This window comes from Nocardiopsis changdeensis (assembly GCF_018316655.1).
GTDB classification, from domain to species: Bacteria; Actinomycetota; Actinomycetes; order Streptosporangiales; family Streptosporangiaceae; genus Nocardiopsis; species Nocardiopsis changdeensis.
Genome location: NZ_CP074133.1, coordinates 4545200 through 4562268, shown reverse-complemented (window position 1 = coordinate 4562268; position 17069 = coordinate 4545200). Strand labels below are relative to the sequence as shown.

Genomic DNA, 17069 nt, shown 5'->3' with positions numbered 1-17069 from the left:
TCCGCCATGTCCACGTCGCCGATGCTGCTGGTCGCGGCCGGATGCGCCCTCGCGTGCGCCTGGGCGCTGTGGGACGTGGTCGGCTTCCACAAGAAGATGACCGGTTCCCACGAGGAGGAGCGCCTCGAGAAACGCAACGATGTGCTCCCCCAGGTGGCGGCGGCCGCCGCCGGCGGCACCGTGTGCTCGGGCCTGCTCGTGCTCGTGCTCGCGCGGCCGGAGAGCACCGGCGCGAAGGTCCTCCTGGTGCTACTGGTCGCGGAGGCGCTCGTCTGCGCGGGATGCATCTGGGTGACCGACGGCCTGGACCGGGCCCGCCACCGAGACCGCATCCGTGAACTCCTGACGGTCGCGCTGGGGGCCGCCATCGGGTCCGTGTTCCTGGCCTCGGTGGGGGTCGTCTCCCAGCCCGGCGCCCGGGAGGCACTCGGCGACGTGGTCGACACGGTCGGCGCGGTCTTCGAGGGCCTGCTGACCCTGGTGGCCATCGTCGTGACGTTCATCGTGGTCCTCGGGTTCATGATCCTCCTGAGCTGGGACGAACCGAACACTCCCCGGCGCCCTCCGGGGATGAGCAGGCAGGTGTGGAACCGGCAGCAGCGGATGCTGCGGCGGTACCGCGAGCGGTACCGGGGCCGCGGTGACTCCGGCTCGGGCTACAGCGGCGGCTCCGGAGATGCGTCCGGCTACGACGGCTACGGCGGCGTGAGCGGTGACGGCGGAGACGGAGGGGGCGGTGATTGAACGTGCGCCGCGGGGGAGAGGGCTCGGCGGGAAGGCGGCGAGGTGAACCGGGAAGGGGCGATGGCCTGTCCCGGCCAGGCGGGCCTGACCGCCGTCGGCGCGGGGTAGGCCGCTCCCGAGCGGGCGGACCGGACGCCCGCCGGGAAGGAGGTCTCTCATGCGCAGAGCCAGGGGTGGCGGACCGAGTGTCGGCGGCCGGGTGCCGTGGGACCCGATCGACCCGGTCCCCGAGCCCGAGTCGGAGCCGGAGGCGGACAGGCCCGGCACCGAGCGCAAGCCGGGCTGACCCGGTCCCGCGCCTTTCGCGTGTTCCAGGCGTGCCAACTCCGGGTCTGCCCTCCGGGGCGGCGTGCCCGTGACCGTCGCTCATCCGGCGCTCGGGTGAGCCGGAATCCCGGCCCCGGCCGATGTCCTGGGAGAGCAGTAGGCTCCCGGGATGAACGATGACGAGTGGAACCGCATCATCCTTTCGGCGAAGCAGGACGAGTCCGGCCCCTGGTCGTGCCCCGAGTGCGACGAGTACACCGTCCATGTGGGCCAGCGGTTCGACCAGGGGCGCGTGGTGGAGTACACGCTGATGTGCTTCGCCTGCCAGGCAGAGGTCGTCTCACCCGCCTGAACCCGGCTGTGCCGGTCGCCGCCGGACAGGTCCGTGTTCGGCGGCGCGGACACCCCACGGCCCCACCGCGACCACGGCCCCACCCCGACCACTGCGGTGCCGACTCCGGGACGGGCGGACGGGCGGGCCGGGGAGGGGCGACGACCCGTCCCGGCCGGGACGGGCCCGCGAACGCCCTGCACTAGTGCACAGCGGACCATTTCCCTTTTCCCCAGGGGAAAGCAGAGGCCTCGTGCGTACGTTGTCCCCATGAGATACCTCGAAGGGCCCTTCGCCCCCGTCACCGAAGAGATCACCGCCCACGACCTCCCCGTCACCGGCCGGATCCCGGACGGCCTCGACGGCCGCTACCTGCGCAACGGCCCCAACCCCCTGGGCGTGGAGGACCCCGCCGTGCACCTCTGGGGCATGGGACAGGGGATGGTCCACGGGGTGCGCCTGCGGGAGGGCCGCGCCGAGTGGTACCGCAACCGGTTCGTGCGCGCCCCGGGCTTCGCCCCCATGGTCCACGTGCTCGGGCACGCGGGCCGCGTCTTCGCCATGGCCGAGGGCGGGCTCCCGCCCGCCGAACTGGACGGGGAGCTGAACACCCTGGGCCCCTGCACCCTGGGCGGGACCCCGGAGGGGTTCACCGCGGGCGCCCACTCCAAGCACGACCCGCTCACCGGCGAACTGCACTCGCTGTCCTACATGCCAGGGCGCGACTTCGTCCAGCACATCGTGACCTCCCCCTCCGGAGAGGTCGTGCGGGCGGTGTCGGTGCCCATGGAGCGGACGCCGTTCCTGCACGACTTCGCGCTCACCGAGCGGCACGTCGTGCTCTGGGACACGCCTCTGGGCTTCGACGGGTTCGACTGCCGGTGGGACCCCGAGCGGCCCACCCGGGTGGGCGTCATGCCCCGGACCGGCGGCGCGGTGCGCTGGCTGGAGGTCGATCCCGTCCACGTCAGCCACACCCTCAACGCCTACGACGACGGCGACGCGGTCGTCGTCGACCTGGTCACGGCCCAGGGGCCCTTCGATCCGGCCGACCCCGGCGGCATCCGTCCCGTCCTGGACCGCTGGACGATCGCACCGGGGGGTGTCGGCCGGGCGCGGATCGACGACCGGCCCCAGGACTTCCCGCGTGTGAACGAGGCGCGGGCCACGCTGGTGCACCGGTACGGGTACACGGCCGCCACGGACCTGTACGGGATCCCGTTCACGGGCGAGGGCACGCCGCCCGATGCGGCGTTCACCAACGCCCTGGTCAAGCACGACCTGGAGCGGGGCACGAGCGAGGTGCACCGGTTCGGCAGGGAGGAGTCGGTGGGGGAGGCGGTGTTCGCCGCCACCGGGCCGGGCGAGGACGAGGGGTTCCTGCTGGTGTACGTGCACGACCCCGGGCGCGGCGCCGCCGACCTGGTGATCCTCGCCGCCCAGGACTTCACCGGTCCGCCGGTGGCCCGTGTGCACCTGCCCGCGCGGGTGCCGCTGGGGCTGCACGGCAGCTGGCTGCCCGACCGCTGAGGCGTGGCAGCATGGCAGCGTGAACGATTCCCGGCCGGCCTACCTCAGGATCGCCGCCGACATCGAGGGGCGCATCACCCGGGGGGAACTGGCGCCGGGCGACCCCGTGCCGACCACCCGGGCGATCACCCGCGACTGGGGGGTGGCCATGGCGACGGCCACCAAGGCGCTGACCACACTGCGGCAGTCGGGGGTGATCGTGTCGGTGCCCCGTGTCGGCTCGGTGGTCGCCCCCCGCAGGGCGGTGCCGCGTTCGGGCGAGGGACCGGAGCGCGAGCGGATCGTGCGCGCGGCGATGCGGATCGCCGACGCCGAGGGCCTGTCGGCCCTGTCGATGCGTGCGGTGGCGGCCCGGCTGGGGGTCGCCACCATGACCCTGTACCGGCACCTGGACGCCAAGGCGGAGCTCACGCAGCTGATCGCCGATGCCGCGTTCGCCGAGATCGACTACCCGAAGCCGCCGCCGGGGTGGCGTTCCCACCTGCGGGTGGCGGCCCGGTTGCAGTGGGACGCCTACCTGCGCCACCCCTGGCTGCCGCGGCTGGTGTCGATCACCCGCCCGGCCCTGCTGCCGGGACTGCTGGAGTACGGGCGCTGGACGCTGGCCGCGCTCGACGGCCTGGACCTGGACCCGGTGGTGCGGCTGCACGTGTACGCCACGGTGGTCAACTACGTGCGGGGCACGGCGATGAGCATCGAGAGCGAGGCCCTGGCGGAGATGGACACCGGCATGACGAGCCGCCAGTGGACGGCGGCGCGGGTCGCGGCCGAGGGGATGCCGGTGCCCGGGGTCACGGATCCGCGGGTGGAGCTGGACCTGGAGTCGTTGTTCGCCTTCGGGCTGGAGCGGTTGCTGGACGGTCTGACCCATGTGGTGACGCCGCGCGGGCCCCGCCCCTGACCGGGCCCACCGCTTCCCCGAACACCACCGGGCCCCGCCCGCCCCGTCCTTCCGGGGCGGACGGGGCCCTTTCCGGTTCCAGGAGCGGGGCGGCCGATTTCGAACACGCCGCCCGCGGTCCGGGACCCGGCGCGGCCGTGTGCTTACCGTGGGCGGGCCTCGACCGGTCCGGGCGCCGTCGAACGGATGCGCGCCCGGTCCGGGCGGGACGGCCGTGCGGCCCGCGCGTGTTCGGGGGATGACCCGCACGGTGAGCGCCCCGGCCCCGGATCCAAGGGGCGGTTCCGGGCCCGGGGCGCCGACCGCGACACGTGACGGGCCCGAGGTGCTCAGGGGAGAAAACCGTCTCTATGGCGCTTTGGGGGGATTTTTCCGGGCAGGGTCAGGCTCACCGGATCCCCCCTTGGGCCTCATGTGTCACACGGGTGGTGGGTGCGGCCGGGGAGATACCGGCCGGCCCTGTCCACCCGCAGGGACGAGTTCCACGCAGGACACAGCACCGGGGGTTTTCTTGGTCCCGCCCGCAGCACACGCCACCCCGTCTCCGACTCCGACCGCGACTCCGACCGCGATGGCACCGGTCCAGGTGCCCCGGCCCCGACGCCCCGTCGACTCCCACGGCTTCGAGGAGGGCTCGGCCGAGGACATCCTGGCCCGGCTGCACTCCCTGGCACCCGACGCGCCCCAGGCCCGGGAGCTGTGGGAGCGGCTCCTGGAGGAGTTCGTTCCCCTGGTGTCCCGGATCGCGCGCGACTACCGGGGCAGGGGCGAGCCCCTGGAAGACGTCACCCAGGCCGCCATGGTGGGGCTGGTCAAGGCCGTGCACGGGTTCGATCCCGGTCGCGGCACGCCCTTCCTGGCCTACCTGCGGCCCACCGTGACCGGCGAGATCAAGCGGCACTTCCGCGACCACACCTGGGCCGTGCGGGTCGCCCGCTGCCACCAGGAGAACCGGATCAGGCTGCGCCGGGTGTCGGAGGGCTTCGAGCAGGAGCACGGGCGCCGTCCCACCACGGCCGAACTGGCCGGGCTGCTGGGGTTGTCCGATGAGGAGGTGCGGCGGCTGCTGCAGGCGTCCGAGGCCTACCAGTGCCTGTCCCTGGACCGGACCGAGCCCGACGATGAGGGCGAGGAGGCCGGGACCCGTCTGGAGGACCGCCTGGGCGATGAGGAGACGGGTTACGAGCTGGTCCTGGAACGCGAGTCCCTCAAGCCGGTGCTGGCCGGCCTGGACGACCGGGGCCGCGCCCTGTTGCGCCTGCGCTTCTTCGACGACCTCACCCAGGCCCAGATCGCCGAGCACCTGGGCTGTTCCCAGATGCACGTCTCCCGCCTCCTGCGCGAGGTCCTGGACCTGGTGCGCGACCGGCTCGGGGAGTCCGACCGGCCACCCGGCTGACGGCCCGGTGCCGCACCGCCGCCACCGGGCGGCCGATCCCCGCCGGCCCCTTTGCCCGGCCCCGGGACCGCGGTCCTGCCGGGCCGCTGCCCGCCCGGGCGGAGCGGACCGGTGGACGGCCCTCCGACGGTCCGCGACCGACGAGGAGCGGCCCCGGCGCCGCCGCGGGCACGCCGCCCCGTACCGGACCGGTCGCCCCGCCCCGCCTGCCGTGTCGGTCAGCCGAGGGGGAGCACCGCGACGGGGACGCCGTTGAGGACCGCGTTGCCCGAGAGCGGATCCACCACCGAGGGATCGGTGACGGCGTTGACGTTGACCCCCGGGTTCTGTGCGGCGACCGCCATGCGGGTGCCGGGCAGGCCGTGCCCCCAGCCGTGCGGCAGGCTCACCACGCCGGGGGAGACGGTGTCGGTGAGCTCCACGGGGGCGTTCACCTCCCCGTAGGCGCTGCGCACGGTGGCCTCGGCGCCCTCGGCCAGGCCCAGGCGGGCGGCGTCCTGCGGGTGGACGTGCAGGGTGCAGGTATTGCTGCCGCCGGTGAGCCGGGGGACGTTGTGCGACCAGCTGTTGTTCGAGCGCAGGTGGCGGCGGCCGACGAGCACCAGGGAGTCGCGGCGCGCGGCCAGGCCCTCGCGGAGGCGTGCCACGTCCTCGGCCACGGGTGCGGGGCAGGCCTCGATGCGGCCGGAGGCGGTGGACAGGATCTCGGGGACGCGGGGGTCCAGCGGCCCCAGGTCCACACCGTGCGGCGCGTCCAGCAGGCTCTGGAAGGTGAGGCCGCCGGGGCGGGCGCCGAAGGCGTCGCCGTGGGAACCCAGGCGCAGGAGCAGGTCGATCCGGCGTTCTGACCAGGTGCCCGGGTACAGGGCGGCGGTCAGTTCGGCGGGGTCGCGTCCGTACACGGACGAGTCGGGGTCGGCGACGGCGCGGGACAGGAGCCGGGCGGCCTCGGCCTCGTCCACCGCGTCGGGGTCGGCGTCAGGCCCCTGGCCGGCGGCGATCTGCACGAGTCGGCGCAGGATGAGCGACTCGTCTGCCTCCCCCTCGCCCAGGGGCAGGGGTGCGGGGGAGTAGCGGACGGTGTTGCGCACCGCCAGTTCGGCGAAGGCGAGGTCGAAGTGGGGGGTGCGGCTCGGCGGCGCGGGCGGGAGGATGACGTGCGCGTGCCGCGTGGTCTCGTTGAGGTAGGGATCCACGCTCACCATGAACTCCAGGCCCGCCAGCTCCCGGTCCAGGCGGTCGCCGCCGGGGGTGGACAGCACCGGGTTCCCGGCCACGGTGACCAGGGCCCGCACCTGCCCGGTGCCGGGGGTGGCGATCTCGTCGGCGAGGGTCACGGCGGGCAGTTCGCCCTTGGCCTCGGGCAGGCCGCGCACGCGGCTGCGCCAGCGCCCGAGCCGGAAGGGGCGGCTGCGGCCGGCTCCGGCCGGGCGGTGGGCTGGGCGTGGGAAGAGGGCACCGCCGGGGCGGTCGAGGTTGCCGGTGATCAGGTTGAGCACGTCCACGAGCCAGCTGGTGAGGGTGCCGAACTCGGCGGTGGTGGTGCCCACGCGGGCGTAGACGGCGGCGGTGGGCGCGGCCGCCAGGTCGCGGGCCATGGCGCGGATGCGGTCGGCGTCCACGCCGCAGACGGACGCGACGGCCTCGGGGGTGAACTCCTCGGACAGGGCGCGGACCTCCGCCAGGCCCTCGACGTGCCCGGCCAGGGCCCCCGGGTCCGCGAGCCCCTCGGCGAAGAGGGTCTGCGCCATGGCGAAGAGCAGGTAGGCGTCGGTCCCGGGCCGGACTGGGACGTGTTCGTCGGCCAGGTCGGCGGTGCGCGTGCGCCGGGGGTCGACCACGACCAGGCGGCCGCCGCGGGCGCGCAGCGCCTTGAGCCGGCCGGGGAAGTCGGGCGCGGTGCACAGGCTGCCGTTGGACTCCACCGGATTGGCGCCGAGCATGAGCAGGTGGTCGGTGCGGTCCAGGTCCGGGACGGGGATGGCCAGCGGGTCGCCGAACATCAGCCCGCAGGAGACGTGCTTGGGCATCTGGTCGACGGTGCTGGCGCTGTAGACGTTGGTACTGCCCAGGGTGCGCGCGAGCAGGCCCGAGTACAGCTGTCCGGCCAGGGTGTGAACGTTGGGGTTGCCCAGGTAGACGGCGGTCGCGTCGCGGCCGTGGCGGCGCAGGACCCCGGAGAGCCCCGCGTCGACGGCGGCGAACGCCTCGGGCCAGTCGACCTCGCGCCAGTGCCCGCCCTCGCGCACCATGGGGCGGCGCAGGCGGTCGGGGTCGTTGTCGAGGGCGGGCAGGGTCGCGCCCTTGGGGCAGACGAACCCCGCGCTGAACACGTCCCGGCGGTCGCCGCGGGCGGCCGTCACCCGACCGGTGTCGATGGTGAGGGTGAGGCCGCAGGTGGCTTCGCACAGCGGGCAGATCCGAAGTGCCGTTTCCATGGGGGGCTCCAGTGACATACCGGACAGTCGGTTTGGTGTGACACTACCTCCGCCCGTACCGGGGCGTACAGATCGGGGTGCTCCTCGGTCCCGGTCCCGGTCCCGGAGCCGGAGCCGGAGGCGGACCAGGACGGGGAGAAGCCGGGTACCGAACGCGGGCCCGCCGACTGAGCCCGCCCCGGGCACGGCCACAATGGCCGCATGACAAAGCGTGCGGGGGATACCCGTGTTCCGGCGACCGGTGTCGAGGCGGCGGCGAACGGCCTTTTGGGCCTGTGCGCCGTGATGTTCGTGCTGCACGTCGTCGCCCCGACGCACTGGACCACGCTGGCGGTACCGGTGCTCGCCCTGCTGGCGGTGGGCCTGCGCATCGAGGCCGCCATCCGCGGCCGGGGCCCGGCGGACGGCTGAGGCCGCACCGAGGCCACGGCGGCCGCCACGCCGCTGCCGGTACCGAGGGCGCGGCACGTGCGCCCCGAAGGATGCGCCGCCACCGGCCGGGCCGACCTCCACCCCGGACTCGGTCAGGCCGCAAGGGGGATCTACGGTCGGCCGGATCTCTCGCGGATGCGGATGCTGTAGCCGCCCATACCGTCGCCAAGCGCGCGCCTCGCCCCATTGTTCGGACGTCGACGGTCTGTCCTCCCGCGAATCCGTTAACGGAGAGTGACGATGGCCGGGACGCGGCGGGCAGTCGGCGCCCGCCGGGAACAAAGGAAGGACGCTCGTGAGCACCACCGAAGAGCAGGCCGCCGAGGCCTTGCAGGCCGCTCCTCCGATCATCCTGGCGCCCGGTCCGCGCACCACCGACCGCATCCCGCCCCCGCCCACCGACGTCTGGGACCTGCCCTACGGCACCGCCTGGGTCTACCAGGGCGAGGGCAACAGCGGGCTCACCCGCCCGGTCCTGATCGCGGACGGCTTCAGCTCCGGCCCCAGCGACCTCGCCCTCACCTGGGAGCTCCTGGAGTACGGACCGTTCCCGCTGCTGAGCGAGCTCCGCCGCCGGGGCCGCGACGTGGTCCTGGTCGGCTACCACGAGCGCAGCGCCCCGATCCTCCAGAACGCCGAGACGGTGATCGCGGCCGTCACCGAGGCGAACGACCGGCGGGTGGGCGACCACCCGCTGGCCGTCGGCGGCTTCAGCATGGGCGGTCTGGTCACGCGGTACGCCCTCGCCAAGATGGAGACGACGGGCACCGACCATCAGGCGCGGCTCTACTACTCCTGGGACAGTCCGCACACCGGCGCCTGGATCCCGGTCCCCCTGCAGGCGTTCGCGCACTACATCAAGAAGCTCGACGGCCGCTTCTCGGACCAGATCAACAGCCCGGCCTCCCAGGAACTGCTGACCAGGCATACCGCGAGCTGGAAGGACAAGCCCACCGCCAGTGAGAAGCGCCGGGCGTTCCTGCGCGCGCTGGAGGAGGTCGGCAACTGGCCCCAGGAGCCCAGGCTGATCGCCCTGGCGAACGGCCCGGCCACCGGTGCCGGCAACGGGGTGGACCCCGATGCCGAGGCCGTGGTCGGCAAGGGGCCGGCCGTCACCGGGACCGAGCTGCGCACCCAGGCCGAGGGTGACGACCGGTTGGCCGCCAAGCTCCGGGTGGTCACCCTGCCCACCCGCCAGATCCGCACCAGCGGACTGCCCGACGCCGACGGCGCGCCCGGCGGCACCCTGCCCGGCTTCGGGATCCTCGCCGACGCGCTGAACGCGCTCCCGGCCTTGCTGGGCTTCAAGGTCGACGCCCCGGTCCGCGAGCACTGCTTCGTCCCGGCCGTCAGCGCCGTCGCCGCGCGCGAGCCGGCCACCCACGAGGACCTGTACACCCCGCTCAGCGAGGAGGAACTGGAGAAGACGCCCTTCGACGCCGTCAAACTCGCCACGCGGAACGAGATGCACGCCCTGGTCAGCGAGGAGCTCGCCACCTGGTTCCTGAACCAGCTGCCCTGAGACCGGGCTCGGGACCGGGGGCGTGTCGGGGAGGAGTGACGGCCTGCCCGCCGCGCACCCGGGCGGACCGCACCCGGGCGGACCCGCGGACGCGAGCCCGCCGGCCGATCCCGGTCCCCGAGCTCCAGCGTGTCCCACCGGTCGGGTGCACCACCGGGCCCCGCCCTCCGGTACCCCCGGAGGGCGGGGCCCTCTCGTGTCCGGCGACCGGAGGGGGCCGGACGGCGCCCGGTCCGCCCGGGGCCCGCCCTCCCGCGGCGCCCGGGCGGCCCGACCGCGACTTCCCCGAACTCCCGGTTGCGATAAGCGATAAAATCGTTACCCAGAGCTATGGTCGAAGGGTGCTGGAAACCCTGGCGCCCCGTGTGCGCACCTCAGGCGGGTGGCCCCCGACGCCGGCGGCCCGCGGACTCCTCGCCGCGCTGGCCCTCCTCGTGCTCGCGCTCACCGGCTGCGTGGCCCCCACCCCCACCACCGACTCCCACCGGGCCTCCGCCGGGCAGACCGTCACCGACCTCCTCTCCGCCGTCAACTCCGGAGTCCTGGTCGCCGCGGCCCACCGGGACGGGAAGGCCTTCTCCCCCTACCTGGAGACGGTCGCCTGGGACGCCGAGTCCGCGGCCCGCTCGATCGCCGACACCTACGGGATCATCCAGCCCCCCTCGGCCGAGTCCGACCTCCTGCGCGCCCGTCTGGTCCCCCTGTGCGACGACGCGGTCAACGCCCTCGCCGACCTGCGCATCGCCCTGCGCAGGGACGACTCCGCGGGGGTCGCCGAGGCCGCGCGCCTGCTCACGGAGACGGCCGACGCCCTGGAGCGCCTCGAGGGGGAGCTCTCATGAGGTGGCTGACGGCCTTCACCCTGGGCCTGCTCACCGCCGTCGGCGGCTTCCTCGACATCGGCGACCTCGTCGCCAACGCGGTCGTGGGCTCCCGCTTCGGCATGACCCTGGCCTGGGTGATGCTCGTCGGGCTGGTCGGCCTGATGCTGTTCACCGAGATGTCGGCCCGCGTCACCTCCACCACGGGCCGGGGCACCTTCGACCTGGTTCGCGAACGCCTGGGCTCCCGGGTCGGCCTCGCCAACCTGCTGGCCTCCTACCTCATCACCCTCCTCACCTTCGCCGCCCAGCTCGGCGGCATCGCCCTGGCCCTGGAACTGGCCAGCGGCATCCACTACCTGCTGTGGGTGCCGGTGGCCGCCGCCCTCGTCTGGATCGTGCTCTGGCGCGTGCCGTTCGACCGGATGGAGAAGATCTACGGCTTCATGGGCCTGGCCCTGGTGGTGTTCGGCGTCGCGCTGTGGCGGCTGGGGCCGGACTGGGGGGTGCTGCTGGAGGACGCGCTCGCGTTCGCCCCGCCCGCGGACGAGGGCACGGCGGTCTGGTGGTACTACGCCATCGCCCTGTTCGGGTCCGCGATGACCCCCTACAGCGTCCTCTTCTTCTCCTCCAGCGGCGTGGAGGAGAAGTGGACCCCCAAGGACCTGGCCACGGCGCGCGTCAACATCTTCTTCGGCCTCCCCCTCGGGGGGCTGCTCGCCCTGGCGATCATGGGCTGCGCCGCGGTCGCGCTCCTGCCCGCCGGGATCCAGGTGTCGGACCTGGGTCAGGTGGCCCTCCCGGTCGTCTCCTCGCTGGGCAAGATCGGGGTGGTCATCGCGATCCTCGGGTTCTTCGCCGCCACCTTCGGCGCCTCGCTGGAGTCGGGCCTGGCCGCCGGGTACGCGGTGGCCCAGTACTTCGGGTGGCAGTGGGGCAAGGAGCTCCCGCCCCGCAGGGCCGCCTACTTCCAGCTCGTGATCCTGGGCGGCCTGCTGGCGGGGACGCTCTTCGTCCTCACGGGCGTCGACCCGATCACCGTCACCGAGTACAGCCTGGTGCTGTCGGCCGCCGCCCTGCCGCTCACCTACCTGCCGATCTTCGTCGTCGCCAACGACCGCTCCTATCTCGGGGACCGCGTCAACTCGCGCTTCACCAACGTCCTCGGGTCGGTCTACCTGGTGCTCCTGTCCGCGGTCTCCCTGGCCGCCATCCCCCTGATGGTCTACACGAAAGCGGGTCAATGAGATGTCCGACAGAGGAGACGGTTCCGTCTTCCGGATCGGGTTCACCGTCCTGGACCGCCAGATCGTCGACGCCGACGGCGACAACGTGGGCAAGGTCGACGACGTGGAGTTCGAGTGGCGTGAGGGGGAGCCGCCCACGATGACGGCCCTGGTCAGCGACACCGCGGCCCTCGGCCCGAGGATCGCCGGGCGCCTGGGCCGGTCCTGGGAGGTGCTCCTGGGGAGGCTGCGGCCGTCCGACGAGGAGCCCACGCTCATCCGTTCGGAGGACGTGGAGCGGTTCGCCCCCTCCACGGTCCTGTCCATCCCGGCGCCGTCGGGCATGCGCCCCATGGAGACCTGGGTGGCGGAGCACATCATCTGCCGTATACCCGGGGGCCGGCGGTGAGGCGGCTGCGCGCGGGCGAGCTGCTCGGGGTGCGGGTGGTGGACCGGTACGGGCGCGAGGCCGGCTCGGTCCAGGACATCGTCGTGCGCCACGAGGAGGGGGTCTACACGGTCCTGGGGCTGGTCCTGGGCCGCTCCGCGCTCGCCGGGCGCTTCGGGTACGGGGACTCGCTGGAGCCGCCCACGCCGTGGAAGCACCTGTTGGGCTGGCTGCGGCGCCACGAACGCTACGTGAAGTGGGAGGACGTCATCGCGGTGCGGGAGGACCGGATCGAGATCGGGGTCGACCACGGGTCGCTGCCCCGCCGCTGGCACGAGGCGCACTGACACACGGGGCGCACTGACACACGGGGCGCACTGAAGCGCGGGGCGCACTGAGTCGTGAGGCGCGCTGAAGCACAGGGCGCGGGAACGCGGGGCGCGGGCACGCCGGACGCGCTGAGGCGGGACCGCGAGGTGGGCGCGCGCCGGAGCGGAGGCACGCCGAGGCGGGCGCGCATCGAAGGAGAGGCGCGTCGGAGTACGGGTCGCGCCGGAGGAGGGCGGCGCGGGGGAGGGGCGGTAGGCGGGCCGGGGAGCCGTGCCCGCGGGTCCGGCGGGGCGCATGTGCCGCGCCCCGCCGGCTCATTCGTCGTTGGGCCCCCGGCCCGCCGAGAACCGCAGCCGGTACCTCTCCAGCGCCTCCTCCATGACCGTTGCCGCGAGGCGGGCGACCGGTTCGACCCGGTCCAGGAGCGGCTCGTGGTCCGGGCCGCGGGCGACCACCCGCCCGCGCAGGGCCCACCCGTGCCGGCCGGAGTCCTCCTCGGCCAGCGACGCGTACTTGCGCACCTGGCGGGCGAGCCAGTCCTCCAGCGGGCGGGTCCACCACGGCTCCGGCGTCAGCGGGGTCGCCGACAGCCCGGGCAGGTCCAGCCCGCTCTCGTAGTCCCTGCTGGTGATGCAGGCGTCCCGCTCGGGGCCCTCGGAGTACCGCAGGTACAGCGGGCGCGGGTCGCGGACGAGGTCCGCCAGGCCGCTCAGGTCGGTGACCACCGTCGGCTCGCCTCCGGCGGCGAAGAGTCGGGAACCGTCCGCCATGGGTGCCGACTACCCGCCCGGCCCCGGGCCATGCCAGGAACGCCCCTTTCCGGGGTGGGAGAGGGCCCCGGTCATTCCGGGAGGATACGGCCGCCCCTCGCGCGTCGCCCGCCCCCGCCCGCCTCCTTACCGGAGAATCACCCTGCCGTCACAGAAAGTGATCGACATCGAAAGGCGCTTCCGTGTCCCTGCTCGCACGCTTCTCCGCCCTCGCCCCGGCCGTTCTGGCGGCGGTCGTGGCACTCCCGGCCCACGCTCCCGCCCATGCCCACGAGACCGCCGTGTCCGTCCCCCTGCCCCTGGCCGCCGCGGTGGCCGCCCTGCCCGTCGCCGACGAGGCCCGGGAGGGCTACGACCGCTCGCTCTTCCCCCACTGGGTGGACGCCGACCGCAACGGGTGCAACACCCGCTCCGAGGTCCTGCTGGAGGAGGCCGTGGTGGCCCCCGAGGTCGGGGACCGGTGCCGGATCTCCGGCGGGGAGTGGTCCTCCTACTACGACGGGGAGACCGTCACCGAGGCACGGGCGCTGGACATCGACCACATGGTGCCGCTCGCCGAGGCCTGGGACTCCGGAGCCTCGCAGTGGACGACCGCCCGGCGCCGTGACTACGCCAACGACCTGGGCGAGCCGGTGGCCCTGGTCGCCGTCACCGCCCGCCAGAACCGCAGCAAGGCCGACCAGGATCCGGCCGAGTGGATGCCCGCCTCCGCGGAGGCGCACTGCCGGTACGTCACCGAGTGGACCACCGTGAAGACGCGGTGGGGCCTGTCGGTCGACACCGCCGAGCGGGAGGCCCTGCTCGGCTTCGCGCAGTCCTGCCCGGACGCGGTCGTGGAGACCGAGCCCGCGGCCTGACGAGTCCGCGGCCTGACGGAGGGCGCCCGCCGCCGGGCCCCGGCACCGCGTCCGACGCGGTGCCGGGGCCCGCGTGCGTTCCCCGCGGGGCTCCCGTGCGCGGCCCCGGCCGGAGTTCCGTCCGGGCTCCCGTGCGCGGCCTCCGGCCCCGGCCGCCGCTCCGGTGGCGGAAACCGCTCCGGGGAAGCAAAATGTGGCCTTCCGGTGAGGTCTACCGGGGCCGACCGGCCCGGGCCGGATTGGTCCACTGCCCGCGGGTGCGAACCACCCGCGCAATGGGACGGAATCCTTCCTGTTCCGGTTCGCCGGTGCCCGGCGGCCCCGCCCGTACCGCCGTGCGCAGGGCGCCCACTGGTCCTGTGGGCGGTCCGGTCCCGCCGCCCACCAGCGGATCCGACGCTTCGTCACGGGCTGCTTACCGGCCCCCGCGGGCGGGAAACCCCTGAGACAGAGGGATCCCGGGTACCCGCCCCCCACGGCTCGGAGCCCGTGGCCCCTCCGACACCTCCGCAGTTCCGAGCGCTCGCCTTCGCCCCGGGCCGGTACCGGCCCGGGACTCCCCCCAATGGATTCCCGCTACCTCCCGGCCTCCGCGGTGCCGGGACGCGATCCACGACCGAAGGACCCGCACCATGCCGACCCTCACGTCCGACACCTCTCGTAAGAAGCACCGTTTCCGCGCGGCGGCGGCAGTGGCCGCCGCGACCACCCTCTTCCTCGGCCTCATGCCCACGGGCACGGCCAGCGCCCACGGCTACATCTCCAACCCGATGAGCCGCCAGGCCCAGTGCGCCGCGGGCATCGTCCAGTGCGGCGGCATCCAGTGGGAGCCGCAGAGCGTCGAGGGCCCCAAGGGGCTCATGCGGTGCGACGGCGGCGTCGGCCGCTTCTCCGAGCTGAACAACGACAACCACGGCTGGCGGGTCACCGACGTCAGCCGGGTCCAGACGTTCAACTGGACCATCACGGCGGCGCACTCCACGTCCACCTGGGAGTACTTCATCGGCAACCAGCGGGTGGCCGTGTTCAACGACAACGGCGCCCGTCCGCCGTGGTCGTTCAGCCACACCGTGGACCTGTCGGGGTACAGCGGACGGCAGAAGCTGCTGGCCCGGTGGAACGTCGCCGACACGGCCAACGCCTTCTACGCCTGCGTGGACATCAACATCCGCAGCTAGAGACCGGTCCCGCGCACGCGGGACCTCCGAGGGCCCGTCCGGCCCGGCGGCGGCGTCGCGAACGCCGTGGAACCCGCCGGGCCGGCGCGGCCCGCCTTCAGGGCCGAGTGCGCCGGGAGGGGCAGGGGGCCGCGGACGCGGGTCCGGGCCCGTGTTCGGTGCCTGTGCCTGCGCCGGTCCCGGCCCCGTGCCTCCGCCGGAGCCCGTCAGGGGTGCGCGGCGGCCCGGTCGGACTCACTGCGCAGAACGCAGAACTCGTTGCCCTCGGGGTCGGCGAGAACCACCCAGCCCGAACCGTCGGGGTTCCGGTGGTCGGCGACGAAGGCGGCGCCCAGGCTCAGGAGCCGTTCCACCTCCCGGTCGCGTGAGGTCTCGGGGCGCAGGCACAGGTGGATCCGGTTCTTGATCGTCTTGGGCTCGGGCACCTGGTTGAAGTGCAGGATCGGGCCCTCCGCCAGCATCACCTGCGTCTCCGGTTCTCCCGGCTCGTCCTCCGGATGCAGCGGGCGTCCGGTCACCCCGCTCCAGAACCGGGCCAGCTCATAGGCATCCGCACAGTCGATCGCCACATTCTGCACTACCGAGACCATGCGGCCCAGCTTCGCCGATCCGCGCTCCGGACGCCACCGGGTTTCCCCGTGCCGGTGTCGTCCGCGAGGCCCGGTCGTGCGGGAGCGGGGAGGGCGGGGGAGGGGAGGAGCAGAGCAGGGGCGGGTTCGCGGCCCCCGCGCCGAACGCGGTGCCCGTGTCCTAGAGGGCTCGGTCGAGGGCCGCGGTCAGCGCGACCGGGGTGATCTCCAGGCGGTCGAAGCGCCAGCCGTCGCCGGTGCGGCGCGCCCCGTAGCGGTGGACCGCGGCCGCGATGGCCTCGGACTCGTCGTCCATGACGAACACGGCGATGTCGTGGGCGCGGACGGCGGCGGTGTCGCCGTCGATCTCGATGACGAGGTTGGACTTGTTGTGCAGGGTGCGGGCGTAGTCGTCGTGGCGCGAGCGGACGAGTTCGACGAGCGCCCCGATGCCGCGGGCCCGTCCGCGGAGGGACGTGACGACGACGTCCTCGGTGAAGAGCCGGTCGCTCTCGTCGTAGCGGCCCTCGTCGATCCACAGGCTGTGGCGGGCGACCAGGTCGGCCAGTTCGGCGCGGTCGGTGAGTTCGCGGACGAGGGTGTCGGTGCCGGTCATGGGAGGTCCTCCGGTTTGTTAGTGGAACTAATGTTAGTGGCACTAATGAATTTAGATCGTTAGTGGCACTAACGCAAGCCGGTAGCCTGTCCGCATGGAGACCGGAGACGAGCTGCGCTTCGACCACGGCGACGAGACCCCGGCCCGACTCAGGGGCCAGCTCTCGCGCCTCCTCGGGATGACCGCCGTCCAGACGGGCCGCGTCGCGGGTGACGCGCTCGCCGCGGTGGGCGCCCACAAGAACCACTTCATGGTGCTGGCCGCACTCGCGGAGTTCGGCGACGCCAGCCAGGCGGACCTCTCCGGCCGCACCCGGATCTACACCAGCGACCTCGTCTCGGTTCTCAACGACCTCGTGAAGGGCGGGTGGGTCCGCCGTGCCCCCGACCCGGCGGACAAGCGGCGCAACGTCATCACCATCACCGGCGCGGGCGAGCGCCGCCTCGCCGAACTCGACCGCGTCCTTGAGGGCGTGAACGAGCACGTCATGGCGCCGCTCGACAGTGAGGAGCGTGCGCAGCTGTTCGCGCTGCTGGGCCGGATCAACGCCCACCTGGCCGACCCGCAGGGGAGTGCCTGACCGCCGGGGTTGGAGCGGACGGCTGGCGGTTCCGGGCCCCGGGCGGGGGCGCACCCGGGTGGGGTGGAACGCCGCAGTGGGCGCGGGTGTGGTGCGGGTGTTCACGCCGTGCGGAAGCGGGGTGTGCACGGCCCGGCTGCGGTCGGCCGCCCGGGCGGGGACGCACGGCC

General features: G+C 73.8%; 19 protein-coding genes. 15 read left to right on the top strand and 4 right to left on the bottom strand.

The genetic code is table 11. The features are described from left to right. Window positions 1-6: 6 nt before the first annotated feature. From KGD84_RS20830 to KGD84_RS20805, 6 genes are all read left to right on the top strand, one after another. Window positions 7-744, top strand: a complete 738-nt coding sequence (locus KGD84_RS20830) for a hypothetical protein (RefSeq protein ID WP_220562073.1) — start codon at window positions 7-9, stop codon at window positions 742-744. A 157-nt stretch (window positions 745-901) separates the two neighbouring features. Then, window positions 902-1030, top strand: a complete 129-nt coding sequence (locus KGD84_RS20825; protein ID WP_255646709.1) for a hypothetical protein — start codon at window positions 902-904, stop codon at window positions 1028-1030. A gap of 150 nt (window positions 1031-1180) precedes the next feature. After that, window positions 1181-1363 (top strand): hypothetical protein, encoded by a 183-nt coding sequence (locus KGD84_RS20820; protein WP_220562072.1) that lies wholly within the window; start codon window positions 1181-1183, stop codon window positions 1361-1363. A 249-nt stretch (window positions 1364-1612) separates the two neighbouring features. Next, on the top strand, window positions 1613-2872 hold the full coding sequence (locus KGD84_RS20815) for a carotenoid oxygenase family protein (RefSeq protein ID WP_220562071.1): 1260 nt from the start codon (window positions 1613-1615) through the stop codon (window positions 2870-2872). A gap of 19 nt (window positions 2873-2891) precedes the next feature. Continuing rightward, window positions 2892-3773, top strand: coding sequence for a GntR family transcriptional regulator (locus KGD84_RS20810; RefSeq protein ID WP_220562070.1), 882 nt, complete (start codon window positions 2892-2894; stop codon window positions 3771-3773). Between the two features lie 571 nt (window positions 3774-4344). Beyond that, the gene (locus KGD84_RS20805) at window positions 4345-5172 is read left to right on the top strand and encodes a SigB/SigF/SigG family RNA polymerase sigma factor (RefSeq protein ID WP_220562069.1); all 828 of its coding nucleotides are present in this window, start codon (window positions 4345-4347) and stop codon (window positions 5170-5172) included. A 218-nt stretch (window positions 5173-5390) separates the two neighbouring features. On the opposite strand, the gene KGD84_RS20800 is transcribed toward KGD84_RS20805, so the two are convergent. Beyond that, window positions 5391-7610 carry a molybdopterin-dependent oxidoreductase gene (locus KGD84_RS20800; RefSeq protein ID WP_220562068.1) on the bottom strand — a complete coding sequence of 740 codons (2220 nt, stop codon included), beginning with the start codon at window positions 7608-7610 and terminating at the stop codon, window positions 5391-5393. A gap of 201 nt (window positions 7611-7811) precedes the next feature. On the opposite strand from KGD84_RS20800, the gene KGD84_RS20795 reads away from it, so the two are divergent. The 6 genes from KGD84_RS20795 (at window position 7812) to KGD84_RS20770 (ending at window position 12346) form a co-directional block, all read left to right on the top strand. Then, the gene (locus tag KGD84_RS20795) at window positions 7812-8021 is read left to right on the top strand and encodes a hypothetical protein (RefSeq protein ID WP_220562067.1); all 210 of its coding nucleotides are present in this window, start codon (window positions 7812-7814) and stop codon (window positions 8019-8021) included. 316 nt (window positions 8022-8337) lie between these two features. Next, the gene (locus KGD84_RS20790) at window positions 8338-9564 is read left to right on the top strand and encodes an esterase/lipase family protein (RefSeq protein ID WP_220562066.1); all 1227 of its coding nucleotides are present in this window, start codon (window positions 8338-8340) and stop codon (window positions 9562-9564) included. Window positions 9565-9905: 341 nt separating this feature from the next. Further along, complete coding sequence (locus KGD84_RS20785) at window positions 9906-10406, top strand: hypothetical protein (protein WP_255646708.1); 501 nt, start codon at window positions 9906-9908, stop codon at window positions 10404-10406. Further along, window positions 10403-11632 carry an NRAMP family divalent metal transporter gene (locus tag KGD84_RS20780; RefSeq protein ID WP_220562065.1) on the top strand — a complete coding sequence of 410 codons (1230 nt, stop codon included), beginning with the start codon at window positions 10403-10405 and terminating at the stop codon, window positions 11630-11632. The genes KGD84_RS20785 and KGD84_RS20780 overlap by 4 nt, the downstream gene beginning before the upstream one ends. A gap of 1 nt (window position 11633) precedes the next feature. Then, entirely contained in the window at window positions 11634-12020 is a 387-nt protein-coding gene (locus tag KGD84_RS20775; RefSeq protein ID WP_220562064.1) for a hypothetical protein, read from the top strand. Beyond that, window positions 12017-12346, top strand: coding sequence for a PRC-barrel domain-containing protein (locus tag KGD84_RS20770; RefSeq protein ID WP_220562063.1), 330 nt, complete (start codon window positions 12017-12019; stop codon window positions 12344-12346). Before KGD84_RS20775 ends, KGD84_RS20770 begins: the two co-directional genes overlap by 4 nt. A 297-nt stretch (window positions 12347-12643) precedes the next feature. Here the strand turns inward: KGD84_RS20770 and KGD84_RS20765 are convergent, their stop codons facing one another. Next, complete coding sequence (locus tag KGD84_RS20765; RefSeq protein ID WP_220562062.1) at window positions 12644-13099, bottom strand: DUF6098 family protein; 456 nt, start codon at window positions 13097-13099, stop codon at window positions 12644-12646. Between the two features lie 188 nt (window positions 13100-13287). Between KGD84_RS20765 and KGD84_RS20760 the strand changes: the two genes are divergently transcribed. Together KGD84_RS20760 and KGD84_RS20755 are read left to right on the top strand one after the other, a co-directional pair. Further along, window positions 13288-13956, top strand: coding sequence for an HNH endonuclease family protein (locus KGD84_RS20760; RefSeq protein WP_220565879.1), 669 nt, complete (start codon window positions 13288-13290; stop codon window positions 13954-13956). A gap of 632 nt (window positions 13957-14588) precedes the next feature. Further along, entirely contained in the window at window positions 14589-15134 is a 546-nt protein-coding gene (locus tag KGD84_RS20755) for a lytic polysaccharide monooxygenase auxiliary activity family 9 protein (RefSeq protein ID WP_220562061.1), read from the top strand. A gap of 206 nt (window positions 15135-15340) precedes the next feature. Here the strand turns inward: KGD84_RS20755 and KGD84_RS20750 are convergent, their stop codons facing one another. Both KGD84_RS20750 and KGD84_RS20745 read right to left on the bottom strand, forming a co-directional pair. Next, on the bottom strand, window positions 15341-15724 hold the full coding sequence (locus tag KGD84_RS20750) for a VOC family protein (protein ID WP_220562060.1): 384 nt from the start codon (window positions 15722-15724) through the stop codon (window positions 15341-15343). A 160-nt stretch (window positions 15725-15884) separates the two neighbouring features. Beyond that, window positions 15885-16319: a nuclear transport factor 2 family protein gene (locus KGD84_RS20745; protein ID WP_220562059.1), complete on the bottom strand. Its 435-nt coding sequence runs from the start codon at window positions 16317-16319 to the stop codon at window positions 15885-15887. 94 nt (window positions 16320-16413) lie between these two features. Between KGD84_RS20745 and KGD84_RS20740 the strand changes: the two genes are divergently transcribed. Next, window positions 16414-16899 (top strand): MarR family winged helix-turn-helix transcriptional regulator, encoded by a 486-nt coding sequence (locus tag KGD84_RS20740; protein ID WP_220562058.1) that lies wholly within the window; start codon window positions 16414-16416, stop codon window positions 16897-16899. Window positions 16900-17069: the final 170 nt, after the last annotated feature.

Bases quoted from the DNA above. Each gene is read 5' to 3' on its own strand.
- KGD84_RS20830 (WP_220562073.1), top strand. From the start codon at position 7: ATGTCCACGTCGCCGATGCTGCTGGTCGCGGCCGGATGCGCCCTCGCG.
- KGD84_RS20825 (WP_255646709.1), top strand. From the start codon at position 902: ATGCGCAGAGCCAGGGGTGGCGGACCGAGTGTCGGCGGCCGGGTGCCG.
- KGD84_RS20820 (WP_220562072.1), top strand. From the start codon at position 1,181: ATGAACGATGACGAGTGGAACCGCATCATCCTTTCGGCGAAGCAGGAC.
- KGD84_RS20815 (WP_220562071.1), top strand. From the start codon at position 1,613: ATGAGATACCTCGAAGGGCCCTTCGCCCCCGTCACCGAAGAGATCACC.
- KGD84_RS20805 (WP_220562069.1), top strand. From the start codon at position 4,345: ATGGCACCGGTCCAGGTGCCCCGGCCCCGACGCCCCGTCGACTCCCAC.
- KGD84_RS20800 (WP_220562068.1), bottom strand. From the start codon at position 7,610: ATGGAAACGGCACTTCGGATCTGCCCGCTGTGCGAAGCCACCTGCGGC.
- KGD84_RS20795 (WP_220562067.1), top strand. From the start codon at position 7,812: ATGACAAAGCGTGCGGGGGATACCCGTGTTCCGGCGACCGGTGTCGAG.
- KGD84_RS20780 (WP_220562065.1), top strand. From the start codon at position 10,403: ATGAGGTGGCTGACGGCCTTCACCCTGGGCCTGCTCACCGCCGTCGGC.
- KGD84_RS20775 (WP_220562064.1), top strand. From the start codon at position 11,634: ATGTCCGACAGAGGAGACGGTTCCGTCTTCCGGATCGGGTTCACCGTC.
- KGD84_RS20765 (WP_220562062.1), bottom strand. From the start codon at position 13,099: ATGGCGGACGGTTCCCGACTCTTCGCCGCCGGAGGCGAGCCGACGGTG.
- KGD84_RS20755 (WP_220562061.1), top strand. From the start codon at position 14,589: ATGCCGACCCTCACGTCCGACACCTCTCGTAAGAAGCACCGTTTCCGC.
- KGD84_RS20750 (WP_220562060.1), bottom strand. From the start codon at position 15,724: ATGGTCTCGGTAGTGCAGAATGTGGCGATCGACTGTGCGGATGCCTAT.
- KGD84_RS20745 (WP_220562059.1), bottom strand. From the start codon at position 16,319: ATGACCGGCACCGACACCCTCGTCCGCGAACTCACCGACCGCGCCGAA.
- KGD84_RS20740 (WP_220562058.1), top strand. From the start codon at position 16,414: ATGGAGACCGGAGACGAGCTGCGCTTCGACCACGGCGACGAGACCCCG.